Source organism: Cellulosimicrobium cellulans (assembly GCF_001722485.1).
GTDB classification, from domain to species: Bacteria; Actinomycetota; Actinomycetes; order Actinomycetales; family Cellulomonadaceae; genus Cellulosimicrobium; species Cellulosimicrobium cellulans_A.
This window is the reverse complement of record NZ_LWGL01000043.1, coordinates 1-21,393: the sequence shown is the minus strand read 5'-3', so window position 1 is coordinate 21,393 and position 21,393 is coordinate 1. Positions and strand designations below refer to the sequence as shown.

General features: G+C 73.1%; 18 protein-coding genes and 1 tRNA gene. 12 read left to right on the top strand and 7 right to left on the bottom strand.

Annotated features, from left to right (window positions below; translation table 11 throughout):
• From JZ5iCDA_RS07275 to JZ5iCDA_RS07245, 7 genes are all read right to left on the bottom strand, one after another.
• The coding region (locus JZ5iCDA_RS07275) for a sensor histidine kinase (RefSeq protein ID WP_069386565.1) at positions 1–1,578 on the bottom strand (1,578 nt) is incomplete at its 3' end.
• Positions 1,578–1,919 carry a hypothetical protein gene (locus JZ5iCDA_RS18765; RefSeq protein WP_171905318.1) on the bottom strand — a complete coding sequence of 114 codons (342 nt, stop codon included), beginning with the start codon at positions 1,917–1,919 and terminating at the stop codon, positions 1,578–1,580. The genes JZ5iCDA_RS18765 and JZ5iCDA_RS07275, both read right to left, overlap by 1 nt.
• A 63-nt stretch (positions 1,920–1,982) precedes the next feature.
• Positions 1,983–3,002, bottom strand: a complete 1,020-nt coding sequence (locus JZ5iCDA_RS07265) for an adenosine deaminase (RefSeq protein WP_069386563.1) — start codon at positions 3,000–3,002, stop codon at positions 1,983–1,985.
• Positions 3,003–3,046: 44 nt separating this feature from the next.
• Positions 3,047–3,712 (bottom strand): response regulator, encoded by a 666-nt coding sequence (locus JZ5iCDA_RS07260; protein ID WP_069386562.1) that lies wholly within the window; start codon positions 3,710–3,712, stop codon positions 3,047–3,049.
• The gene (locus JZ5iCDA_RS07255; RefSeq protein ID WP_253181997.1) at positions 3,709–4,998 is read right to left on the bottom strand and encodes a sensor histidine kinase; all 1,290 of its coding nucleotides are present in this window, start codon (positions 4,996–4,998) and stop codon (positions 3,709–3,711) included. Before JZ5iCDA_RS07255 ends, JZ5iCDA_RS07260 begins: the two co-directional genes overlap by 4 nt.
• On the bottom strand, positions 4,985–5,857 hold the full coding sequence (locus JZ5iCDA_RS07250; protein WP_069386561.1) for an ABC transporter permease: 873 nt from the start codon (positions 5,855–5,857) through the stop codon (positions 4,985–4,987). Before JZ5iCDA_RS07250 ends, JZ5iCDA_RS07255 begins: the two co-directional genes overlap by 14 nt.
• Positions 5,854–6,882, bottom strand: coding sequence for an ABC transporter ATP-binding protein (locus JZ5iCDA_RS07245; RefSeq protein WP_171905317.1), 1,029 nt, complete (start codon positions 6,880–6,882; stop codon positions 5,854–5,856). The genes JZ5iCDA_RS07250 and JZ5iCDA_RS07245 overlap by 4 nt, the downstream gene beginning before the upstream one ends.
• Before the next feature lie 207 nt (positions 6,883–7,089).
• Between JZ5iCDA_RS07245 and JZ5iCDA_RS07240 the strand changes: the two genes are divergently transcribed.
• The 12 genes from JZ5iCDA_RS07240 (at position 7,090) to rpoB (ending at position 21,350) form a co-directional block, all read left to right on the top strand.
• A tRNA-Trp gene (locus tag JZ5iCDA_RS07240) sits at positions 7,090–7,162 on the top strand.
• Between the two features lie 102 nt (positions 7,163–7,264).
• Complete coding sequence (gene secE, locus JZ5iCDA_RS07235; protein ID WP_083259758.1) at positions 7,265–7,546, top strand: preprotein translocase subunit SecE; 282 nt, start codon at positions 7,265–7,267, stop codon at positions 7,544–7,546.
• A 125-nt stretch (positions 7,547–7,671) separates the two neighbouring features.
• Entirely contained in the window at positions 7,672–8,487 is an 816-nt protein-coding gene (nusG, locus tag JZ5iCDA_RS07230; protein ID WP_069386559.1) for a transcription termination/antitermination protein NusG, read from the top strand.
• 109 nt (positions 8,488–8,596) lie between these two features.
• The gene (gene rplK / locus JZ5iCDA_RS07225) at positions 8,597–9,028 is read left to right on the top strand and encodes a 50S ribosomal protein L11 (protein WP_069386558.1); all 432 of its coding nucleotides are present in this window, start codon (positions 8,597–8,599) and stop codon (positions 9,026–9,028) included.
• A gap of 127 nt (positions 9,029–9,155) precedes the next feature.
• Positions 9,156–9,872: a 50S ribosomal protein L1 gene (rplA, locus tag JZ5iCDA_RS07220; RefSeq protein ID WP_069386557.1), complete on the top strand. Its 717-nt coding sequence runs from the start codon at positions 9,156–9,158 to the stop codon at positions 9,870–9,872.
• 434 nt (positions 9,873–10,306) lie between these two features.
• Positions 10,307–10,942 (top strand): RNA polymerase sigma factor, encoded by a 636-nt coding sequence (locus tag JZ5iCDA_RS07215; protein WP_069386556.1) that lies wholly within the window; start codon positions 10,307–10,309, stop codon positions 10,940–10,942.
• Positions 10,939–11,436: a hypothetical protein gene (locus tag JZ5iCDA_RS07210; protein ID WP_069386555.1), complete on the top strand. Its 498-nt coding sequence runs from the start codon at positions 10,939–10,941 to the stop codon at positions 11,434–11,436. Before JZ5iCDA_RS07215 ends, JZ5iCDA_RS07210 begins: the two co-directional genes overlap by 4 nt.
• Before the next feature lie 175 nt (positions 11,437–11,611).
• The gene (locus tag JZ5iCDA_RS07205; protein ID WP_139123007.1) at positions 11,612–13,393 is read left to right on the top strand and encodes a S8 family serine peptidase; all 1,782 of its coding nucleotides are present in this window, start codon (positions 11,612–11,614) and stop codon (positions 13,391–13,393) included.
• A gap of 21 nt (positions 13,394–13,414) precedes the next feature.
• Positions 13,415–16,003 carry a CHAT domain-containing protein gene (locus JZ5iCDA_RS07200; protein ID WP_069386553.1) on the top strand — a complete coding sequence of 863 codons (2,589 nt, stop codon included), beginning with the start codon at positions 13,415–13,417 and terminating at the stop codon, positions 16,001–16,003.
• 307 nt (positions 16,004–16,310) lie between these two features.
• On the top strand, positions 16,311–16,841 hold the full coding sequence (gene rplJ, locus JZ5iCDA_RS07195) for a 50S ribosomal protein L10 (protein ID WP_069386552.1): 531 nt from the start codon (positions 16,311–16,313) through the stop codon (positions 16,839–16,841).
• A 117-nt stretch (positions 16,842–16,958) separates the two neighbouring features.
• Positions 16,959–17,351 carry a 50S ribosomal protein L7/L12 gene (gene rplL / locus JZ5iCDA_RS07190; protein ID WP_069386551.1) on the top strand — a complete coding sequence of 131 codons (393 nt, stop codon included), beginning with the start codon at positions 16,959–16,961 and terminating at the stop codon, positions 17,349–17,351.
• Between the two features lie 486 nt (positions 17,352–17,837).
• Complete coding sequence (rpoB, locus tag JZ5iCDA_RS07185) at positions 17,838–21,350, top strand: DNA-directed RNA polymerase subunit beta (protein ID WP_069386550.1); 3,513 nt, start codon at positions 17,838–17,840, stop codon at positions 21,348–21,350.
• Positions 21,351–21,393 lie beyond the last annotated feature (43 nt).

Below are 21,393 nucleotides of genomic sequence, written 5' to 3'. Positions count from 1 at the left end.
GGCCGCGGCCGGCGGTTCCGGCGAGTTCGGCCGGGACGTCGGCGCGTCGCCGTCGGGAGCCGCGGCGGCGGCGGTCCCGAGCGGGAGGTCGAGCGTGAAGGTGGAGCCGACCCCGGGCGTCGACGCCACGAGGGCCCGGCCGCCGTGGCCCTCGGCGATCGCGCTGACGATCGCGAGACCGAGCCCGGCGCCCTCGGGGCGCTCGCGGCCGTGCGGGGCCGGGGCCTGGGCGAACCGCTCGAAGATCTTCCCGACGTGGTCGGGCGCGATGCCGACACCCTCGTCGCGCACCCACAGGCGCACGCGCGTGCCGTCGTCCGACACCGCCGACCCGAGCGCGACGACCGACCCGGGAGCCGAGAACTTCACGGCGTTGGCCGCGAGCTGCAGCAGGGCCTGGGTGACGCGCTGCGCGTCGACGTCGGCCACGACGTCCGCGCGGGCGTCGATCCGCCACCTCCGGTCGCCGAGCGTCCGGACCTTGTCGTGCACGTCGTCGGTCAGCCGGCCGACGTCCGTCGGCGCCGGGCGCACGAAGTCCGGCCGCCCGACCGTCGCGAGCGTGACGAGGTCGTCCACGAGGCGGTGCATCCGGTCGAGCTCGTCGAGCGCGAGGTCGCGCGTCTCGCGGGCGTCGGACGCGTCGCCCGGGTCCATGAGCTCCAGGTGCCCACGGACCACGGTGAGCGGGGTGCGCAGCTCGTGCCCGACGTCGTCGAGCAGGCGGCGCTGCGACTCGAACGACCCCTCGAGCCGGTCGAGCATGCCGTTGACCGTGCGCGACAGGTGCGACAGGTCGTCGTTGCCCGTCACGGGGATGCGCGCGGACAGGTCCGTGTCGGTGATGCGCTGCGCCGTCCGCGCGAGCACCCGGATGGGCCGCAGCAGCCGGCCTGCGACGACCCACCCGACCACGCCGATGAGCACGAGCGCACCGAGCGCGACGATCGCGTACGTGCGGAACACCTGCGCGAACTCGGCGTGCTCGGCCGAGCGGTCGTACGCGAGCACGAGTGCCGCGGGCTCGACCGCGGGCGCCGCCGCGGCGTCCGGGGCGCCGGTCGCGCCCGCGACGGCGACCGGGGCGACGAGCACCCGGTAGTCCGCCGTGGCCGTCGTCACGGAACGCAGGACGGTCCTCTCGCCGTCGATGAAGGGCGCGACCGCGGCGAGCAGCTCGGCGTCGTCCTCGAGGTGCACCTGCACGTCCTGCTGGGACACGAGCGGCGCCTGACCCGCGCGCAGGCCGAGGATCCCCTCGTTGCGCGCCGGGACGACGAGCTGGATCGCTGCGACGACGACGTCCTCCGACGACGTGAACGGCTCGCCCGTCGCCGGGTTGACGCCCGACTCGCCGAGGGTCTGCAGCTCGACCGCGCTGCGCCGCAGGCTCTCCTCGATGCGGGCGTCGACCTGCCCGCGCTGGAGGAACCACGCCGCGCCGCCCGCGATGAGGAGCGCGAGCGCGGACAGCCCCAGGAACGCGGCCAGCATGCGCGTGCGGACGGTGCGGCCGAAGAGGTGGCGCTCGGCGCCCGGCTCGTCGGTGGGCGTGACGTCCCGAGGAGCGCGGGCCATCAGTCGTCCCCGTCGCCGTCGAGGTCGTCGTCCCCGTCGTCGTCCGTGTCGTCGTCGTCGTCATCGTCGTCGTCGACGGACGGCGGCGGGGGCGGCACCGGCTGGACGCCGCCCGCCGGAGGCGTCGTCGCGTCGGGGACGGGCTCGGACCCGCCTGGTGCGGGGGAGGGGTCGGGCGCCTGGTCGGGCGCCGTGGTGGACGGCGACGGCGCCGGCGTGACGACGACCGCGTCGCCGACCTCGCGGTCGTCGGGGCGGGACGTGACCGCGACCGCGGTGGCGGTCCCGGCGAGGACGAGCAGGAGTGCGCCCACGATCCAGGCGACGGTCCGTCGAGTCATGCGGCCAGTATCCGAGAGCCGGATGAGACGCACATGAGAACCGCCGGACCGCGCCGAGCGGGCTCACCCGCCGGCGAGCCAGTCGTCCACGCCGGCCAGGAGGCGCTTGCGCGTGGCCGTCGACGCACGGCTCGCGCGGATCGACGACCGCGCCAGCTCCGCCAGCTCCTGGTCGGAGAACCCGTGCTCGTGCCGCGCCGTCTCGTACTGCGCGACGAGCCGCGACCCGAACAGCAGGGGGTCGTCCGCCCCGAGCGCCACGCGCGCCCCCGCGTCGACGAGCGCGCCGAGCGGCACCTGCCCCGCGCGCTCGTACACCCCGAGCGAGACGTTCGACGCCGGGCACACCTCGAGCGCGACGCCCCGCTCCACGAGGTCGTGCAGCACGCGGTGGTCCTCCGCGGACCGCACGCCGTGACCGAGCCGGTCCGGCACGAGCTCGCGCACGACCTCGTGCACGTGCGCCGGGCCCAGCAGCTCGCCGCCGTGCGGCACGGACGCGAGGCCCGCGCGCCGCGCGATCGCGAACGCGCGCGCGAACTCCGCCGTGTCGCCGCGCCGCTCGTCGTTGCTCAGCCCGAAGCCCACGACCTCCCCGGGGCCCTCGCCCGCGTACTGCGCCGCGAGCCGCGCGAGCGCCCGCGCGTCGAGGGGGTGCCGCATGCGCGAGGCCGCCACGACGACCGCCACCTCCGTCCCCGTCATCGCGCTCGCGGACCGGGCGGCGTCGAGCACGATCTCGACCGCGGGCGTGATCCCGCCGACGAACGGCGCGTAGGACGTCGGGTCGACCTGGATCTCGAGCCGGCCCGAGCCCTCCGCCGCGTCGTCCTGCGCCGCCTCGAGCACGATGCGCCGCATGTCCGCCTCGGAGCGCACGCACGCGCGCGCCGCGTCGTACAGGCGCTGGAAGCGGAACCACCCGCGCTCGGTCGGGGGCAGCCGCAGCGGGTCGCCGTCCAGGAGCGCGTGCGGGAGGCGGACGCCGTACTGCTCCGCCAGGTCCCGCAACGTCTCCACGCGCATCGACCCCGTGAAGTGCAGGTGCAGGTGGGCCTTGGGGAGCGTCGCCAGGTCTCGCACACCGGGAGTCTGGCACGGGCCGCGGCGACAGGCCCCGCGGGCGCTCACGCCCCCGTCAGGTAGCCCCGTTCCATCGCGACGGTGACGGCGGCCGTGCGGTCGTCCACGCCGAGCTTCCCGAATGCTCGGAGGAGGTGGGTCTTGACCGTCGCCTCGGCGATGTACAGCTCGCGCCCCACCGCGGCGTTGGAGAACCCGCGCGCGACGAGCCGCAGCACCTCGACCTCGCGGTCCGTGAGCCGCTCGCCGCGCACCGACGTGACGAGGCGCGTCGCGACGCTCGGCGCGAGGACCGTCTGCCCGCGCGCGGCGGCGCGCACGCCCGCGACCAGCTCGTCGCGCGGCGTGTCCTTGAGCAGGTAGCCGGTCGCGCCGGCCTCGACCGCGCGCAGGATGTCGGCGTCCGTCTCGTACGTCGTGAGCACGACGACGCGCGGCGTCGCGCCGACCGTCGTACCGACCGTCGTTCCCCGCGCGCCGCCGCCCGCGCCGAGGATCGCGCTCGTCGCGCCGACGCCGTCGAGCACGGGCATGCGCAGGTCCATGAGCACGACGTCGGGCGCGAGCTCGGCCGCGAGCGCGACCGCCTGCTCGCCGTCGCCGGCCTCGCCGACGACCACGAGGTCGGGCTCGGCCGTGAGCATGCCGACGAGGCCCGACCGCACGACGGGGTGGTCGTCGACGACGAGCACGCGCACCGGCCCGCTCATGCGACACCTCCCCTCGTCCGGGCGGCGGCCGCGGTCCCGGCCGGGACCTGCACGACGACGCTGGTCCCGCCGCCCGGACCGGACGCTACCCGCACCGTCCCTCCGCCCGCCGCGACCCGCTCGCGCATCCCGCGCAGCCCGTAGCCCTCGGTGACGTCCGCGGCCAGCCCGCGGCCGTCGTCGTGCACCTCGAGGCGCGTTCCCGCGCGGTCCTGGGTGAGCTCGACGACCACCGACCGGGCGGCGGCGTGGCGGCGCACGTTCGTCAGCGACTCCTGCGCCGAGCGCAGCAGCACGACCTCGTCCGCGCTCGAGAGCCCGGCGACGTCGTCGAGACGGGTGGTGACGGCGACCCCGGTCTCCGCGCGGAAGCGCTCCGCGAGCCGCCCGATCGCGTCGACCAGCGTCCCCCCGCCCTGGAGCGGCGCCGGCCCGGTCGCGGCGACCAGGGCGCGCGCCTCGGCGAGGTTCTCCCGCGCCGTCGACTCCACCTGCGCGAGCCGCTCGCGCGCGGCGTCGGGCGCGCCGCGGTCGAGGTCGGCGCCCGCGGCCTGCGCGAGCATGACGACGCTCGTGAAGCCCTGGGCGAGGGTGTCGTGGATCTCCTGCGCGACGCGCTCGCGCTCCGCCGCGACGCCCGCCGCGTGGTTGGAGCGGGCGAGCTCGGCCTGCGTCGCGCGCAGCTCGTCGACGAGCCGGGCGTGCCGCTCGGCCTGCCGCATCGTGTGGGCGACCCACAGGCCGAGGCCGAGCGAGAAGCCGAGCGCGACCCCCATCTGCGGGGCGCTGCTGGCGAGCTCCGCCGGCACCACCCGGCCCGTGGCGGGGTCCCACGCGAGGGCGACCGCCGTCCCGGCGGCGAGCACCACGGACAACGAGACCTGCACCCACAGGAACTCCGACAGCATCCAGACCTGGGTGAACGCCACGAACAGCAGGAGCGTGCCCAGGGTGTCCTGCGCGACGACGACGACCGTCCCGAGCACGAGCAGGACGAGGTAGAGGTGCGCGATGCCCTGCTCGCGGGTGCGCGCCGCCCGTCGCCCCCACAGCGTGAAGGCGACGAGGATGACGCCCAGGGCGACGAGCGAGACGGCGAGCCGCGTGCCGCGCAGCGACGCCGTGACCAGGGCGAGGCCGCTCAGCACGACGATCACGTAGAACGCGACGTCCCACCAGCGCACGTCGCGCTCCCACGTGTCCTCGAGGCCGGCGGCGGCCGCGCCGACGGTGACGTCGGCGCGGCCTGCGGCGCTCGGCACGTGCGGGGCGTCAGCCGTCGTCACGCCGCCGCCACCGGAACGTGCGCACCCCGACGACGAGTCCGACCACCAACCATGCGACCAGTACAGCAGCGGTCGCGCCGTGCTGCCAGGACCCGGACGGCTCGAGCACGACCGCCTGCTCGGGGAGGAACACCGAGCGCATGCCCTGCGCCATCCACTTGAGCGGGAGGACCGACGCGACGGTCTGCATCCACGACGGCAGCGCGAAGAACGCGAAGAACACGCCGGAGATGAACTGCAGCACCAGCACGACCGGCGTCACGATGGCCGTCACGGACTTCCCGGACCGCGGCAGCGACGAGAACCCGACGCCGCACACCGCCCCGGTCGCGCAGCCGAGCACGAAGACCCACGCGAACGTCGCGACGCGCTCCGCGCCGTCGGCCATCTCCCACGGCATGGGGACGTCGAACGCCAGCGCCGCGAGGGCGAGGAGCAGCGCCGTCTGCACGAGCGCCGTGACGAGCACGAGGCCGACCTTGCCGAGGAAGTACGCGACCGCCGGCAGGGGAGTGGCGCGCAGGCGCTTGAGCGTGCCGTCGTCGCGCTCGACCGCGATCGACACGGCGAGCGACTGGAACCCGGTGAGCATGATGCCCGTCGCGAGCATGCCGGGCAGGAAGTACTGCGCGAACGGGACGCCGTAGCCGGCGTTCGCCTGCTCCTGGCCGTCGAACACGGTCGAGAAGATCGCGAGCATGATCACGGGGTAGGTGAAGACGAAGATCACCGCGTCGCGCTCGCGGAAGAACCCGCGCAGCTCGGCGCCGGTGCGGGCGAGACCCAGGCGGGCGACGCCCGGGAGCGCGGACGCGCGTGGTGCCGCCGTGCGGGTCGTCGGGGCGGTCGTGGTGGTCACGGTCGTGCCTCCTGGTCGGTCGTGCCGGCGGGTGCGCCGGCGAGGGCGCCCGTGCGGGCGCCGGTGCGGGCGCGGGCGTGCGCGTCGAGGTCGGGGTGCGCGGCCGCGGGGGCGGCGCCGATGAGCTCGAGGTAGACGTCCTCGAGGCTCGGGTGCACGACCTCGAGGCCGGGCACCTCGCCGTCCGGGTAACGGGTGGCGAGCTCGGTGACGAGGGCGGTCGGCCGGGTCGTGCGCTCGGCGTGGTGCAGGCCGCCGTCGACCCACCGGACGACGGGGCGACGCGCCTCCGGACCGCCCAGGCGCTCGGGGGAGTCGAGCGCCACGACCGTCCCGTCCCGCAGGACGGCGACGCGGTCGGCGAGCTGGGCCGCCTCGTCGAGGTAGTGGGTCGTCAGCAGGATGGTCGTGCCGTCGTTGCGGAGCGTGCGCACGAGCTCCCAGAACGCGCGGCGCGCCTGCGGGTCGAAGCCCGTGGTCGGCTCGTCGAGGAACACGAGCTCGGGCCGCCCGACGATGCCGAGCGCCACGTCGAGCCGGCGCCGCTGCCCGCCGGACAGCTGCCGGCTGCGCGTGCCGCGCTTCTCGGACAGCCCGACGGCCTCGATCACCTGCTCCGGCTCGCGCGGGTCGGCGTAGAACCCGGCGAAGTGCGTGACGATCTCGGTGACCGTGAACTCGGTGAGGTCCCGCGAGTCCTGCAGCACGACGCCGATGCGGTCGCGCCACGCGCGGCCCGCCGTCTGCGGGTCGGCACCGAGCACGCGCACCTCGCCGGCGTCGCGCGAGCGGAAGCCCTCGAGGATCTCGACGGTCGTCGTCTTGCCCGCCCCGTTGGGCCCGAGGAGGGCGAAGATCTCGCCGCGCTCGACCCGCAGGTCGACGCCGGCGACGGCCTGCTTGTCGCCGTACCGCTTGCGCAGCCCGCGGACCTCGACCGCGGGGGCGGACGACGGCAGCGTCCGCGGCGCAGCGGCGGCCGTCGCGCCGCGGGGTGCGCCCGTTCCTTCACGTGTGGTGTCCATGCCGACAAGCGTCGTCCCCGCGGGCTCCGCCCCGCGACGACCGATCGTCCGGACCTGGCGTCCACCGGACGGTGGACGCGGTTCGACCCCGGGGCCGGTGTCGCGTACAGTGGTCCCTCGGTGGTTGACGCCCACCATGCTGGGCCGCGCCTCGACGGGCTTCCCGGCGGGTGTGCACGGCTCGGTCGTCGAGGGCGTCGGTCGCGAAGGGTAGTGGCGCAATTGGTAGCGCAGCGGTCTCCAAAACCGCAGGTTGCAGGTTCGAGTCCTGTCTACCCTGCTCAGCACGTCTCCCACGGGCGGCGTGCGTGGTCCGACAACGGATTGCAGCGAGAGGTTCCAGTCCGGGGCACGTCCCGTACGTCAGCGATGGGGTAGATCAGTGAGCGAATCGCCGTCAGAGGCCGTGGGTGCGGACGGCGCACGCGCCGACGAGGTGAAGAAGGGCCGTCCCGCCGGGGACAAGAAGCCCAACCTCTTCGCGCGCATCGCCCTGTTCGTGCGCCAGGTGGTCGCCGAGCTGCGCAAGGTCGTCACGCCGACGCGCTCCGAGCTCATCACCTACACGACGGTCGTCCTGGTCTTCGTGCTGGTCGTCATGGCCTTCGTGACGGTGCTCGACCTCGGGATCGGCAAGGCCGTCCTCTGGGTCTTCGGGGACTAGTCCGCCACGTCCGACCCGCAGCGGCGGGTCGTCGGCACCCGGCGCCCCTCGGGGCGCCGTCGGCGCTTCCAGCAGCAGTCCTTCCAGCAGTCATCTCAGCAGGTCAGCAGAAAGCAGGTTCGTTCGTGTCCCAGGAGTCGCTGGACCAGACGGAGAACGTCGACCCGACGCAGCCCGAGGGTGCCCAGGACGAGGTCGACGAGACCACGGACGTTCCCGAGGTCGCCGAGGGCGACGACGTCGCCCTCGAGGACGACGCGGCCGACGCGGCCGCGCAGGACGTCGACGACGAGGCCGGCACGGACGAGGCGCGCCCGGTCGACGAGGACGGCGACGTCATCGAAGACCCGGTCGCGGAGTTCAAGCGCACGCTGCGGACCCAGCCGGGCGACTGGTACGTCATCCACTCGTACGCCGGCTACGAGAACCGTGTGAAGGCCAACCTGGAGAACCGCATCCAGAGCCTGAACATGGAGGACTACATCTTCCAGATCGAGGTCCCCATGGAGGAGGTGGCCGAGATCAAGAACGCGCAGAAGAAGATCGTCCGACGCGTGCGCATCCCCGGCTACGTCCTCGTGCGCATGGACCTCACCGACGAGTCGTGGGGCGCCGTGCGTCACACGCCCGGTGTCACGGGCTTCGTCGGCCACACCCACCAGCCCGTGCCGCTGACGCTCGACGAGGTCTTCTCGATGCTCGCGCCGACGCTGGCCCCCGCCCCGGAGCCCGGCAAGCCGGCCCCGGCGCAGGCGAAGGCCCCGGTGCAGGTCGACTTCACGGTCGGCGAGTCGGTCACCGTCACCGACGGCCCGTTCGACACGCTGCCCGCCACGATCTCCGAGATCAACGTCGAGAACCAGAAGCTCAAGGTCCTCGTCTCCATCTTCGGCCGGGAGACCCCGGTCGAGCTGTCGTTCAACCAGGTCGCCAAGATCTGACACCCAGGCCCGCAGCCTGGCGCGGCACGCACGTGCCGCGTGGACGCAGTACTGCAACCGGGTCATCGCCCACGGCGTCGGCCCACGAGAAGAAAGCCAGGGAAGAGTCATGCCTCCCAAGAAGAAGGTCTCCGGCCTCATCAAGCTCCAGATCCAGGCCGGCGCCGCGACGCCCGCCCCGCCGATCGGCCCCGCGCTCGGTCAGCACGGCGTGAACATCATGGAGTTCTGCAAGGCCTACAACGCGGCCACCGAGTCGCAGCGCGGCAACGTGATCCCGGTGGAGATCACGGTCTACGAGGACCGTTCCTTCACCTTCGTCACGAAGACGCCGCCGGCCGCGGAGCTCATCAAGAAGGCCGCGGGCATCCAGAAGGGCTCGGCCACCCCGCACACCGTCAAGGTCGCGAAGATCACGGCGGACCAGGTGCGCGAGATCGCCCAGTCCAAGCTCGAGGACCTCAACGCGAACGACGTCGAGGCCGCCTCGAAGATCATCGCGGGCACGGCCCGTTCGATGGGCATCACCGTCGAGGGCTGACGCCCCCGACGGCCTTCCCCGCCCCGGAGCCCGGGTGCGGAGGAGGCCACCCCGCCCACGATCGTGGGCGGCGGCAGTGGCAGGGTCCGCGCGGACCCGCTGACCACGACTGCGAAGGAGAAGCAGCATGGCAACGCGCAGCAAGGCGTACCGCAACGCCGAGGAGAAGATTGACCGCGAGCGTCTCTACGCTCCGCTCGAGGCCGTCCGTCTCGCCAAGGAGACGTCGACGGTCAAGTACGACGCGACCGTCGAGGTCGTGTTCCGCCTGGGTGTTGACCCGCGCAAGGCGGACCAGATGGTCCGCGGCACGGTGAACCTCCCGAACGGCACGGGCAAGACGGCCCGCGTCATCGTCTTCGCGAACGCGGCGAAGGCGGAGGAGGCCCGCGCGGCCGGCGCCGACGAGGTCGGCGGCGACGACCTCATCGAGAAGGTCGCCGGCGGCTACACGGACTTCGACGCCGCGGTCGCGACGCCGGACCTCATGGGCAAGGTCGGCCGCCTGGGCAAGGTGCTCGGTCCCCGTGGCCTCATGCCGAACCCGAAGACCGGCACCGTGACGATGGACGTGGCGAAGGCCGTGTCCGACATCAAGGGCGGCAAGATCGAGTTCCGCGTCGACAAGCACGCGAACCTGCACTTCATCATCGGCAAGGTCTCGTTCGACGAGAAGCAGCTGGTGGAGAACTACGCGGCCGCGATCGAGGAGGTCCTGCGCCTCAAGCCGTCGTCCTCGAAGGGCCGGTACATCACCAAGGCCACGATGACGACGACGATGGGCCCCGGCATCCCGCTGGACCAGTCCAAGACGACGAAGCTCCTCGAGGACGACGCCGCCTGACGCCACGCGCGTCGCGGTCCGTCCGCTCGCAGCACCACGCCGACGGCGCGGTTCCCCGGTCCGGGGAGCCGCGCCGTCGGCGTTCGTGCACCCGGGGACAGGGCCCGGGTGTCCGTGCCGCCGGGGTGGCCGGGCGGAGAGCGGCGGGTGGGGAGCGGGCGTGACGTTCCCCGAGGAAAAACTGGACGTCCGTGGATGTATCAGGCGCGCCGCGGCGCCCTCCCGTCCTGGTGCGGAGGTGCGCGACGCGCCGCTCGCGCACCCGATCCACGACACGTCGAGGGAGAACGATGGTCCTGAGCCGGCACGAGCCAGGAGGGTCGTGACCAGTGATGATGGTTGTCGAGCCGGACGGCGACGCCCTAGACTCGGGCGCCCCTGCGGAGCTTCCGCTGGTGCCCGAGCAGACGAGCGTGCCAAGGACGGTGCCGCTGATGACGAGGACGACCGACGAGCTCGCGGACACCGGCCAGCCCGAGTCCAGCCTCGGTGACCGGGGCGCGTTCGCGCTCCTGGAGTACCGGGACGGGCGCAACGCGGCGCTGGCCGAGTTCGTCCGCGAGGCCACCCCGCTCCTGTGGCACACGGTACGCGCCCAGGGCGTGGACCGCGAGCAGGCGGACGACGTCGTGCAGACCGTGTGGGTCGCGCTCGTGCGCAACGCGATGACGATCAAGGAGCCGCACGCCGTCCTCAAGTGGTTGCTCATCACCGCGAAGCGCGCCGCCTGGGAGACCGTGCGCAAGCAGCGCGACGAGGCGCGGCGCCGTACCGAGCTTCCCGACGACACGGAGGAGGGCGTCCCGACGCTCCCGTCGACCGACCCCACCCCCGACGTCGAGGTGCTGACCAACGAGCGCGACCGCGGCCTGTGGCGCGCGCTGGGCCGCCTGCCCGAGCGATGTCAGAAGCTGCTCCGGCTCGTCTCGCTCGCGGACCGGCCCGACTACAAGGCCATCTCCGCCGCCACGGGCATGCCCGTGGGCAGCATCGGTTCCACGCGCGGCCGCTGCCTCGCCAAGCTGCGCGACATCATCGACGTCCAGGGGGAATCGTGGGAAGCATCATGAGCACCGAGTCCAGGCACAGTCCCGACGAGCCTCTGGACGAGGTCGACGTCGCACTGCTGGCCGACCTGGCACGGATCGCCGAGACCCTCGACCCCGTGCCGGCCGGTCTCGTCGAGCGGTCGCTGTTCGCCGTCACGCTCGCCGGCCTCGAGGCCGAGGTCATGGAGCTCGAGTACGTGCGCGTGCCCGAGATGTCGGTGCGCGGGGAGGCGCCACCCGTCGAGGCGCGGACCATCACGTTCACGTCCGAGTCCGTGACGGTGATGATCTCCTTGTCGCCCGTCGACGCCGGCCGCGTCCGCATCGACGGGTGGGCCGCGCCGGCGACGTCGCTGCGGGTCGAGCTGCACCGTCCCGGCTCCGTGACCGAGACGACGAGCGACGAGGACGGCCGGTTCGTCTTCGACCACGTCGACCGCGGCCCGGCGAGCCTCGTCGTGCGCCGGACCGACGACGGCGGCGCCGCCGTGAGCACGCCCGTCGTCGAGCTCTAGCGACCGACCGACGTCGCGGGCGGGCCACGGCCTGCCCGCGACGCCCGTGCGACCACCCGACCGTCCGCGTGGCGACGTCCGCCGCGCCCGGCCGTGCATCGGCGTGCCTCGGCGTGCCCCGGCGTGCCCTGATCCACCCGCGACGCGGCCGACCACCCATCCCTGAGGAGTGCACGTGAGCGAGACCCCCGAGATCCCCCCTGCCGGTTCCGTGCGCGACGCCGCAGGCGGGCGCCGCCCCGTCCGCCGTCTCGACCCGGAACGGGTCCGTCGCAGTCCTGGCGCATCGCGCGTCGAGCCGACCGCGTACGTGGCGGACCGTCTCATCGTCCGAGGAGCTCCTCCGGCCGAGCTGGCCGAGCTCGTGACGACCGAGGCCGCGGCGACGGCGACCGGTGGCTCGGGCACCGAGGTCGCGCTGCCGGCGTGGTCGCCCGGGGACGAGCCCACCACCTGGCTCGACGGCGTCCGACGGATCGCGGCGGACATGGGCTACCGCGTCGCGTTCGACGCACGGCTCGGTGCCCTCGGGGCGGACGAGGACGAGTCGTTCGGCTACGCGCTCCGGTTCACCCCCGCCCGGTCGGACGACGTCGTCGTGGACACGTGGGAGGTGCTCGAGCGCATCGGGTCCGAGCTCCGGGACCTGGCCGAGGACGACGGGATCGACGCGCCGCGGGCCGGCCTCGACCACGTGCTGCGCGCTCAGCGGGCGCGCACGACGCCTCTGCCGTTCGTCCCGGTCTCGCGTCCGCGGTCGACGCCGCTGCCGGTGAGCGCGGTCGACGAGTACGGGACGCCGGGGTCCGGTGGGCTGGCCCCCGTGCGACTCGTCGCGCCGCCGCCCGCCCGTCGGTTCCGCAACGGGGGCAGTCCCTGGACCACCGCAGAGGGGGTTCGGCGCCCCGTGGTCGCCCTCGTCGACACCGGGGTGGGCACGCACCCGTGGTTCGGCGACTACACGCCGGGCGAGCCGAGCGACGGGCCGGACTCCGTCGTCGTGCGCGACGCCACGCTCGACGGTGCGCCGATCGGCACCTTCCCCGTCCCCGCGCTCGACTCCGAGGACGCCGAGTACGGGGGGATGAGCAAGGACCCGCTCACCGGGCCGCTCGACCCGGTCGCGGGGCACGGCACGTTCATGGCCGGGATCGTCCACCAGCTCTGCCCGGACGCGACGATCCTCTCCGTCCGCGCCTTCGGCGGTTCGGGTGACGTCCCCGAGTGGGAGGTCCTCCACACGCTGTGGCGGCTGCTGCGCTTCCACCGACGTGGGCTGCAGGGCGAGGACGGGTACCACCCCGTGGACGTGGTCGTCCTCGCCATGGGGTACTACCACGAGCAGCCCGAGGACTACGGTTACGACGGTCCGCTCCGACGCGTGCTGCGCGCGCTCCGCAGGGCGGGTGTCGTGGTCGTCGTCGCAGCGGGGAACGACGGGACGACGCGACCGATGTTCCCCGCCGCATGGACGCCGCGGGTGAACCGGACGGAGGCCGGCGCCGTGCCGCGGGAACCGGAGGACCTCAAGCCGGACTACACGCCGATCCTCGCCGTCGGGGCGACGAACCCGGACTCGAGCGTCGCCGTCTTCAGCAACGACGGACCGTGGGTCACGGCCGTCAGGCCCGGCGCTGCCGTGGTGAGCACGATGCCGACGACGCTCGACGGTCCGGTCACGCCCTCGGTGCGGCTCCCCGAGCGGCTGGGACCGGGAGTCCGTTCCTCCGTCGACCCGGACGACTTCGGCGGTGGGTTCGCGACCTGGAGCGGGACGTCGTTCTCGGCGCCGTACCTCGCCGCGGAGATCGCCGAGCAGATCCTGCGCTCGCGCACGGGGGAGCCGTCGGCGGACCCCGCCCGGCCCGACGACGTCGTCGTCCGTCGGACCGCGGTCGCGTGGGATGCTGTTCGACGTGTGCCCAGACTGTACGCACCGGGAGTCGCCGCCGACTGATCCCTGTGAGGAGACGGTCGGGTGAGCGACGACGTCCGTCGTGCGTTCGCCGACCGTCTCCGACGCGCGCAGGAGCTCAACGCCCTCGCGAAGGTGCGGGCCGCCTCGACGGAGTTCCGTCGCCTGACCGCCGACGTCGAGCGGTGGGAGCGACGCGGCGGCCCGACCGAGTGGTCCGTCGAGCTGCGCGTCCGTGCCCTGGTGGGTCGAGCCGCGTGCGTCTACGCCCTGACCGGGAGCATGGACGAAGGCAACCGGCTGCTCGACGAGGCCGCCGCGGTCGCCGACTCGGTCGGGCGGGCACATCTTCGAGCGATCGTGAGCGGCCAGCGTGGGGTGCTGCTGCTGCGGTCGGGCGACAGCCAGGCCGCGGTGCGGCCCCTCACGGCGGCGCTCGAGCAGGGCGATCCCGAGGACCACCGGGACGTCGCGGTGCTGCACCTCAACCGCGGCTCGGCCCTGGTCGACCTCGGTTCGCTCGACTCCGCGCTCCACGACTTCGAGATCGCGGTGCAGCACGCGCGACAGCTCGGCAACGACTACTACGTGTCGTTCGCGATGCACAACATCGGCTTCGTCCACCAGCTCCAGGGCGACATCCCGGCGGCACTGAGGCGCATGGAGGAGTCCGTGCGGCTCCTCCCGGACGGCCCGGACGGACTGGCTCTCGCCGGACGGGCTCGGGTCCTCCTCGACGTCGGCCTCCTGTCGGAGGCGGAGCGGATCCTGCAGGACGCCGAGGCCCTGCTCGTCGACGAGGGGCTGGAGCAGGAACGTGCCGAGGCGGTGCTGGACCGCGCACGCTGCATGGTCGGGCTCCGGCGGTTCACGGAGGCGGGTGCGCTCGCCCGGAAGGCACGGCGCCTCTACACGCGTTCGGGCAACCCGACGTGGGCCCTGTACGCGCGGGTCGTCGAGCTCGAGGCCATGCTCGGGACGGACCGGGCCGCCGACACGGGGAAGGGTGTGAGCCGCCGACGCGCGGCGCGCGGGCTCGAGACGGCGCTCGCGGTCGCGCGGGACGGAGACGCGCGCGGCGCCGTCGCGCGGTACGGGGTCGGCGTGCCGGCCCGGCTGTACGCGGCGGAGTGGGCCCTGCTCGGCGGCGCGCACGAGGAGGCGGACCGGATCCTGCGCGAGGTGCCACGCCTCCGGCCCTGGGCACCGTTCCCGGTGCGCGTGCAACGGGAAGCCGTCCGCGCCCAGCTCGCCTTCGTCCGAGGAGACCGCCGCGGCGGTGTCCGGGCGGTGCGCGGCGGCCAGCGCGCCATCGCGGAGTACCGGGCGCGGCTGGGCTCCGTCGATGCGGTGACGGCTGCAGCGGTCCACGCCGTGCGGCTGGGCAACGTCGACGTCGACTTCGCACGGCGGACCGGCCGTCCGGGCGCCGTCTTCGACGCGGTCGAGCGCGGACGGGCGGCCTTCGCGGGCTCGGGTCGTGTCCGCCCTCCGACGGATCCGGAGCTCGCCGGGCTGCTCACCGCTGCCCGCCGGGAGATCGAGGCGGCCCGGGACGTCGGCGCGAGCGGCGACCGGGAGCAGCTCCTGCGTCGCCAGCAGCACCTGCGCGAGGCGCGCCGCCTGCAGGACGAGGCGCGTCGTCGGTCGTGGCAGCACGGTGGAGAGGCGGCGACACCGTCGCCCGCCACGGAACGGTCCCTGCGGCGCGCTCTCGCCGAAGGAGCCCCGGGAGCCGTCGTCGCGAACCTCGTCGTGCACGGAGGCGAGGTGACGGCTGTACGCGTCTCGGCATCGGGGTCGCGGCTGCTCCGGCTGGCGCCGCTCGAGCGCGTCGCCGAGAACGTCCGACGCGCACGGGCCGACTTCTCCGTGCTGTCCAACGCTCTCATCCCCGTCCCGATGCGCGACGCGGCGGTCGCGTCGTTGCGACGGACGCTCGCGTGGTTCGACGACGCGCTCGTCCTGCCTCTCGGCGCGGGCGGCGACCTGCACGTCGCGGCCCGCGACCTCCTCCTCGCCGTGCCGTGGGCATCCCTCCCGTCGCGTGCGGGCAGGCGGACGTGGGCCAACTCGTGGGTCGACCTCCGGCGCGGGGAGCCGACGCGCCGCACCGACCACGCGCTGGTGGTGGCCGGGCCGGACCTGCGGTTCGCCGGCGCGGAGGCCAAGCTCGTCTCCTCGGTCTGGGACAGCGCCACCACGCTGACCGGGCTGGACGCGACGTGCGCGTCCGTCGTCGAGGGGTTCGAGGGGGCCGGTGTCGTCCACGTCGCGGCGCACGGCACGCACGAGACGGACAACCCGCTGTTCTCGTCGCTCCGGCTCGCCGACGGCCCGCTGTTCGCCCACGAGCTCGACGGCTTCGACCTGCGCGGCGTCGTCGTCGTCCTCTCCGCGTGCGAGGTCGGTCTCTCGACGCCGCGCTTCGGCGGCGAGTCGCTCGGGCTGACGAGCGTCCTCCTCCGCCTCGGGGCGCGGGCCGTCGTCGCGAGCGTCGCCCCGCTGCGCGACGACGTCGCCGCGCGGGTCATGCCCGCGCTCCACGCGGAGCTGCGCGCCGGGGCCATGCCGGGCGCCGCGCTCGCCCGCGCCGTCGCCGACGAGCCGGAGCCCGTGCCGCTCGTGTGCTTCGGCCCGCTCGTCGTCTGACGGGCCGGCCGGACGCCGCGCTCACAGGGCCCGACGGCGGACGGCCAGCAAGCGGTTTGGAGCACCCGCCGTCGTCCCGTACGATGGTCGGCGTACCCAAGACCGCCGGTCGTCCCGTGCTGCCCGCAGATCCTCTGCGTCACGCGCGAGACCGAAGTCCCGCCACGAGCGGGGGCCAGCGCAGGTAGCGATTCGACGGACGTGCGTCCGGCCCCGTGCCGCCTCACGACTGCGAGCCCCGCGCCTGCGCGGGGCTCTTTCTCGTTCCGGGGCCCACGCCGGTGGTACCACCACCGGAAGGATTGCCATGGCGAGGCCGGACAAGGCAGCCGCAGTCGCCGAGATCTCGGAGAAGTTCCGCGACTCGAACGCTGCCGTGCTGACCGAGTACCGCGGGCTCACCGTCGCGCAGCTCAAGCAGCTGCGTCGGTCGCTCAGCGGCAACGCAACCTACGCCGTGGTGAAGAACACGCTGACCGCCATCGCGGCCAAGGAGGCCGGTGTCGAGGGACTCGACGCCGACCTGCAGGGCCCGTCGGCGATCGCCTTCGTCACCGGGGACCCGGTCGAGGCGGCCAAGGGTCTGCGTGACTTCGCCAAGGCGAACCCCGCGCTGGTCATCAAGGGCGGTGTCCTCGACGGGCGCCCCCTGACCGCCGCGGAGGTCACGAAGCTCGCGGACCTCGAGTCCCGCGAGGTCCTGCTGGCCAAGGCTGCCGGCGCGATGAAGGCGAAGCTGTTCCAGGCTGCGTACGTCTTCACCGCGAAGCCCGCCGAGGCCGCCCGCGTCATCGATGCCCTGCGTCAGAAGCAGGAATCGGAGGGCGCTGCCGCCTGATCGCACGCTCCGGCACCTCGGTGCCGCCGCTCGTGATCACTGCAGCGCAAGCACACACCCCGCTTCTGGCAGGCCCGCACGGGCCGCTGCCGAGCACCGACTGAAAGGAACGCCATCATGGCGAAGCTCAGCACCGAAGAGCTCATCGAGCAGTTCAAGGGCCTCACCCTCATCGAGCTCAACGAGTTCGTGAAGGCCTTCGAGGAGACCTTCGAGGTCACCGCTGCCGCCCCCGCCGCCGTCGCGGTCGCCGCCCCCGCGGGTGGCGCCGGTGGCGACGCCCCGGCCGAGGAGGAGAAGGACGAGTTCGACGTCATCCTCGAGGCCGCCGGCGACAAGAAGATCCAGGTCATCAAGGAGGTGCGCGCGCTCACGTCCCTCGGCCTGAAGGAGGCCAAGGACCTCGTGGACGGTGCCCCGAAGCCGGTCCTGGAGGGCGCGAACAAGGAGACGGCCGAGAAGGCCAAGGCTGCCCTCGAGGGCGCCGGCGCCACGGTCACCCTCAAGTGATCTCGCCGGTCCCGTCCTGACGGGACCGGTCGTCACGCCGCACGAGGCCCGCACCCCGCCCGGGGTGCGGGCCTCGTCGTGTCGGGGGCGTGGAGGCGTCGTGGGGGCGACGTGCGCGCCCGGCTTCACGGATCGGCGTGGTGTGTGCCACCATGTGCGGGTCGGCGGTGCAGGACAGCGACGTCGACGACGCGGTCGGGGTGCGGCGCACCACGGCCGGACAGCTGGGTGACGAGGCCCCGCGCAGGAGTACCGGGTGGGCGTCTCGCGACGCCGGGGACCACGCCCGGGGAGGGGTGCACCGTCGGTGTGGACGGGGGCGCCCGGAGGGGGTATGCTAACGCTTTGCGCTGTCCTGTGCCCCCGATCTCAGATACCCCCGACCTCTCGACGACGTACGTGCGCGTCCGCGAGGTGTCGTGGCGGCGGTGATCGTGACCAGCCGGGCGGTGCAGCGTTCTTTCGATCTGCAGGGAAGGACCCCTCTTGGCTGCCTCGCGCACCCCTTCTGCTCCGTCCGCCGACGCCATCGCGAACCGCACCGCGTCGCGCCGCGTCTCCTTCGCCAAGATCCACGAGCCCCTCGAGGTCCCCGACCTGCTGGGCCTCCAGACCGAGAGCTTCGACTGGCTCCTCGGGAACGAGGCGTGGCAGGCGCGTGTCGCCGCGGCGACCGCCGCCGGCCGTGAGGACGTCCCCGCGACGTCCGGGCTCGAGGAGATCTTCGAGGAGATCTCGCCGATCGAGGACTTCGGGTCCTCCATGTCGCTGTCGTTCTCCAACCACCGCTTCGAGCCGCCGAAGTACACGGCGGACGAGTGCAAGGAGAAGGACTTCACCTACGCCGCGCCGCTCTTCGTCACCGCCGAGTTCGTCAACTACAACACCGGCGAGATCAAGAGCCAGACGGTCTTCATGGGCGACTTCCCGCTCATGACCGAGCGCGGCACCTTCATCATCAACGGCACCGAGCGCGTCGTCGTCTCGCAGCTCGTCCGCTCGCCGGGCGTGTACTTCGAGCGCGCGGCGGACAAGACGAGCGACAAGGACATCTTCTCGGCGAAGATCATCCCGTCGCGCGGCGCGTGGCTCGAGTTCGAGATCGACAAGCGCGACGCCGTCGGCGTGCGCGTCGACCGCAAGCGCAAGCAGTCCGTCACGGTCCTCCTCAAGGCCCTCGGCCTGACGGAGTCCGAGATCCGCGAGCAGTTCGCCGACTTCCCGTCCGTGCTTGACACGCTCGAGAAGGACCACGTCCACACGCAGGACGAGGCGCTCGTCGACCTGTACCGCAAGATCCGCCCGGGCGAGCCGCCGACCGTCGAGGCCGGCCGCGCGCTGCTCGAGAACTTCTACTTCAACCCGAAGCGCTACGACCTCGCGAAGGTCGGCCGCTACAAGGCGAACAAGAAGCTCGGCATCGACGCACCGCTGACCGACTCGACGCTGTCCGTCTCGGACATCGTCGCGACGATCAAGTACCTCGCCGCCCTGCACGCCGACCACGCGAGCATCCCCGGCACGCGCGCCGGCGAGGCCGTGGACGTGCGCGTCGAGACGGACGATATCGACCACTTCGGCAACCGTCGCATCCGCGCGGTGGGCGAGCTCATCCAGAACCAGGTCCGCACCGGCCTGTCCCGGATGGAGCGCGTCGTGCGCGAGCGCATGACGACGCAGGACGTCGAGGCGATCACGCCGCAGACGCTCATCAACATCCGCCCGGTCGTGGCGTCGATCCGCGAGTTCTTCGGCACGTCGCAGCTCTCGCAGTTCATGGACCAGAACAACCCGCTGGCCGGCCTGACGCACAAGCGTCGCCTGTCGGCGCTCGGCCCGGGCGGTCTGTCCCGCGACCGTGCGGGCATGGAGGTCCGTGACGTCCACCCGTCGCACTACGGCCGCATGTGCCCGATCGAGACCCCTGAGGGCCCGAACATCGGCCTCATCGGCTCGCTCGCGTCCTACGGCCGCATCAACCCGTTTGGGTTCATCGAGACGCCGTACCGCAAGGTCGACAACGGCCGCGTCACCGACGAGGTCGTGTACCTGACGGCCGACGACGAGGACCGCCACGTCATCGCCCAGGCGAACCAGACGCTCAACGCCGACGGGTCCTTCGCGGACGAGCGCGTGCTCGTGCGCACGAAGGGCGGCGAGGTCGAGATCGTCCCCGGCACGCAGGTCGACTACATGGACGTCTCGCCGCGCCAGATGGTGTCGGTCGCGACGGCGCTCATCCCGTTCCTCGAGCACGACGACGCGAACCGCGCCCTCATGGGTGCCAACATGCAGCGCCAGGCCGTGCCGCTGGTCCGTTCCGAGGCCCCGCTCGTCGGGACCGGCATGGAGTGGCGCGCCGCGGTGGACGCCGGTGACGTCATCGTCGCCACCAAGCCCGGCGTGGTCACGGAGGTCTCCGCGGACCTCGTCGTCGTCGCGAACGACGACGCGACCACGACGAGCTACCGCGCCGCGAAGTTCCGCCGCTCGAACCAGGGCACGAGCTACAACCAGCGCGTGCTCGTCGACGAGGGCCAGCGCGTCGAGGTCGGCTCCGTCCTCGCGGACGGCCCGGCGACGGACGAGGGCGAGCTCGCGCTCGGCCGCAACCTCCTCGTGGCGTTCATGTCGTGGGAGGGCCACAACTACGAGGACGCGATCATCCTCAGCCAGCGTCTCGTGCAGGACGACGTGCTGTCCTCGATCCACATCGAGGAGCACGAGGTCGACGCGCGCGACACCAAGCTCGGCCCCGAGGAGATCACGCGGGACATCCCGAACGTCTCCGAGGACGTCCTCGCGGACCTCGACGAGCGCGGCATCATCCGCATCGGTGCCGAGGTCGGCGCGGGCGACGTCCTGGTCGGCAAGGTCACCCCGAAGGGCGAGACCGAGCTGACCCCGGAGGAGCGACTGCTGCGCGCGATCTTCGGCGAGAAGGCGCGCGAGGTGCGCGACACCTCGCTCAAGGTGCCTCACGGCGAGTCCGGCACGGTCATCGGCGTGCGCGAGTTCAACCGCGAGGACGGCGACGAGCTGCCCGCGGGCGTGAACCAGCTCGTGCGCGTCTACATCGCGCAGCGCCGCAAGATCACGGACGGCGACAAGCTCGCCGGCCGTCACGGCAACAAGGGCGTCATCTCCAAGATCCTGCCCGTCGAGGACATGCCGTTCCTCGAGGACGGGACGCCGGTCGACGTCGTCCTCAACCCGCTCGGCGTGCCCGGGCGCATGAACGTGGGCCAGGTCCTCGAGACCCACCTCGGGTGGATCGCGAAGCAGGGCTGGGACATCACGCTCGCCGAGGGCGACGACCTGTCCTGGAAGGAGAACGTCCCCGAGATCGCGGCGTCCTCCGAGCCGGGCCGCCCGGTCGCGACGCCGGTCTTCGACGGCGTCCACGAGGACGCGCTGACGGGCCTGCTCTCGTCGACGATCCCGAACCGCGACGGCGACCGCATGGTCGGCACCGACGGCAAGGCGCGGCTGTTCGACGGCCGCTCCGGCGAGCCGTTCCCCGACCCGGTGTCGGTGGGCTACATGTACATCCTCAAGCTCCACCACCTGGTCGACGACAAGATCCACGCCCGCTCGACCGGCCCGTACTCGATGATCACGCAGCAGCCGCTGGGTGGTAAGGCGCAGTTCGGCGGTCAGCGTTTCGGCGAGATGGAGGTGTGGGCCCTCGAGGCGTACGGCGCGGCGTACACGCTGCAGGAGCTCCTCACGATCAAGTCGGACGACGTCCCCGGCCGCGTCAAGGTCTACGAGGCGATCGTCAAGGGGGAGAACATCCCCGACTCGGGCATCCCGGAGTCCTTCAAGGTCCTCCTCAAGGAGATGCAGTCGCTCTGCCTGAACGTCGAGGTGCTCTCGAGCGACGGCGTCCAGATCGAGATGCGCGAGTCCGACGACGACGTGTACCGCGCCGCGGAGGAGCTCGGCATCGACCTGTCGCGTCGTCCGAACGCCGCCGCGAGCGTCGACGAGATCTGATCTCGGGCCGGCGGGGGCGGTGCCCCGGTCCACGACCGCGCAC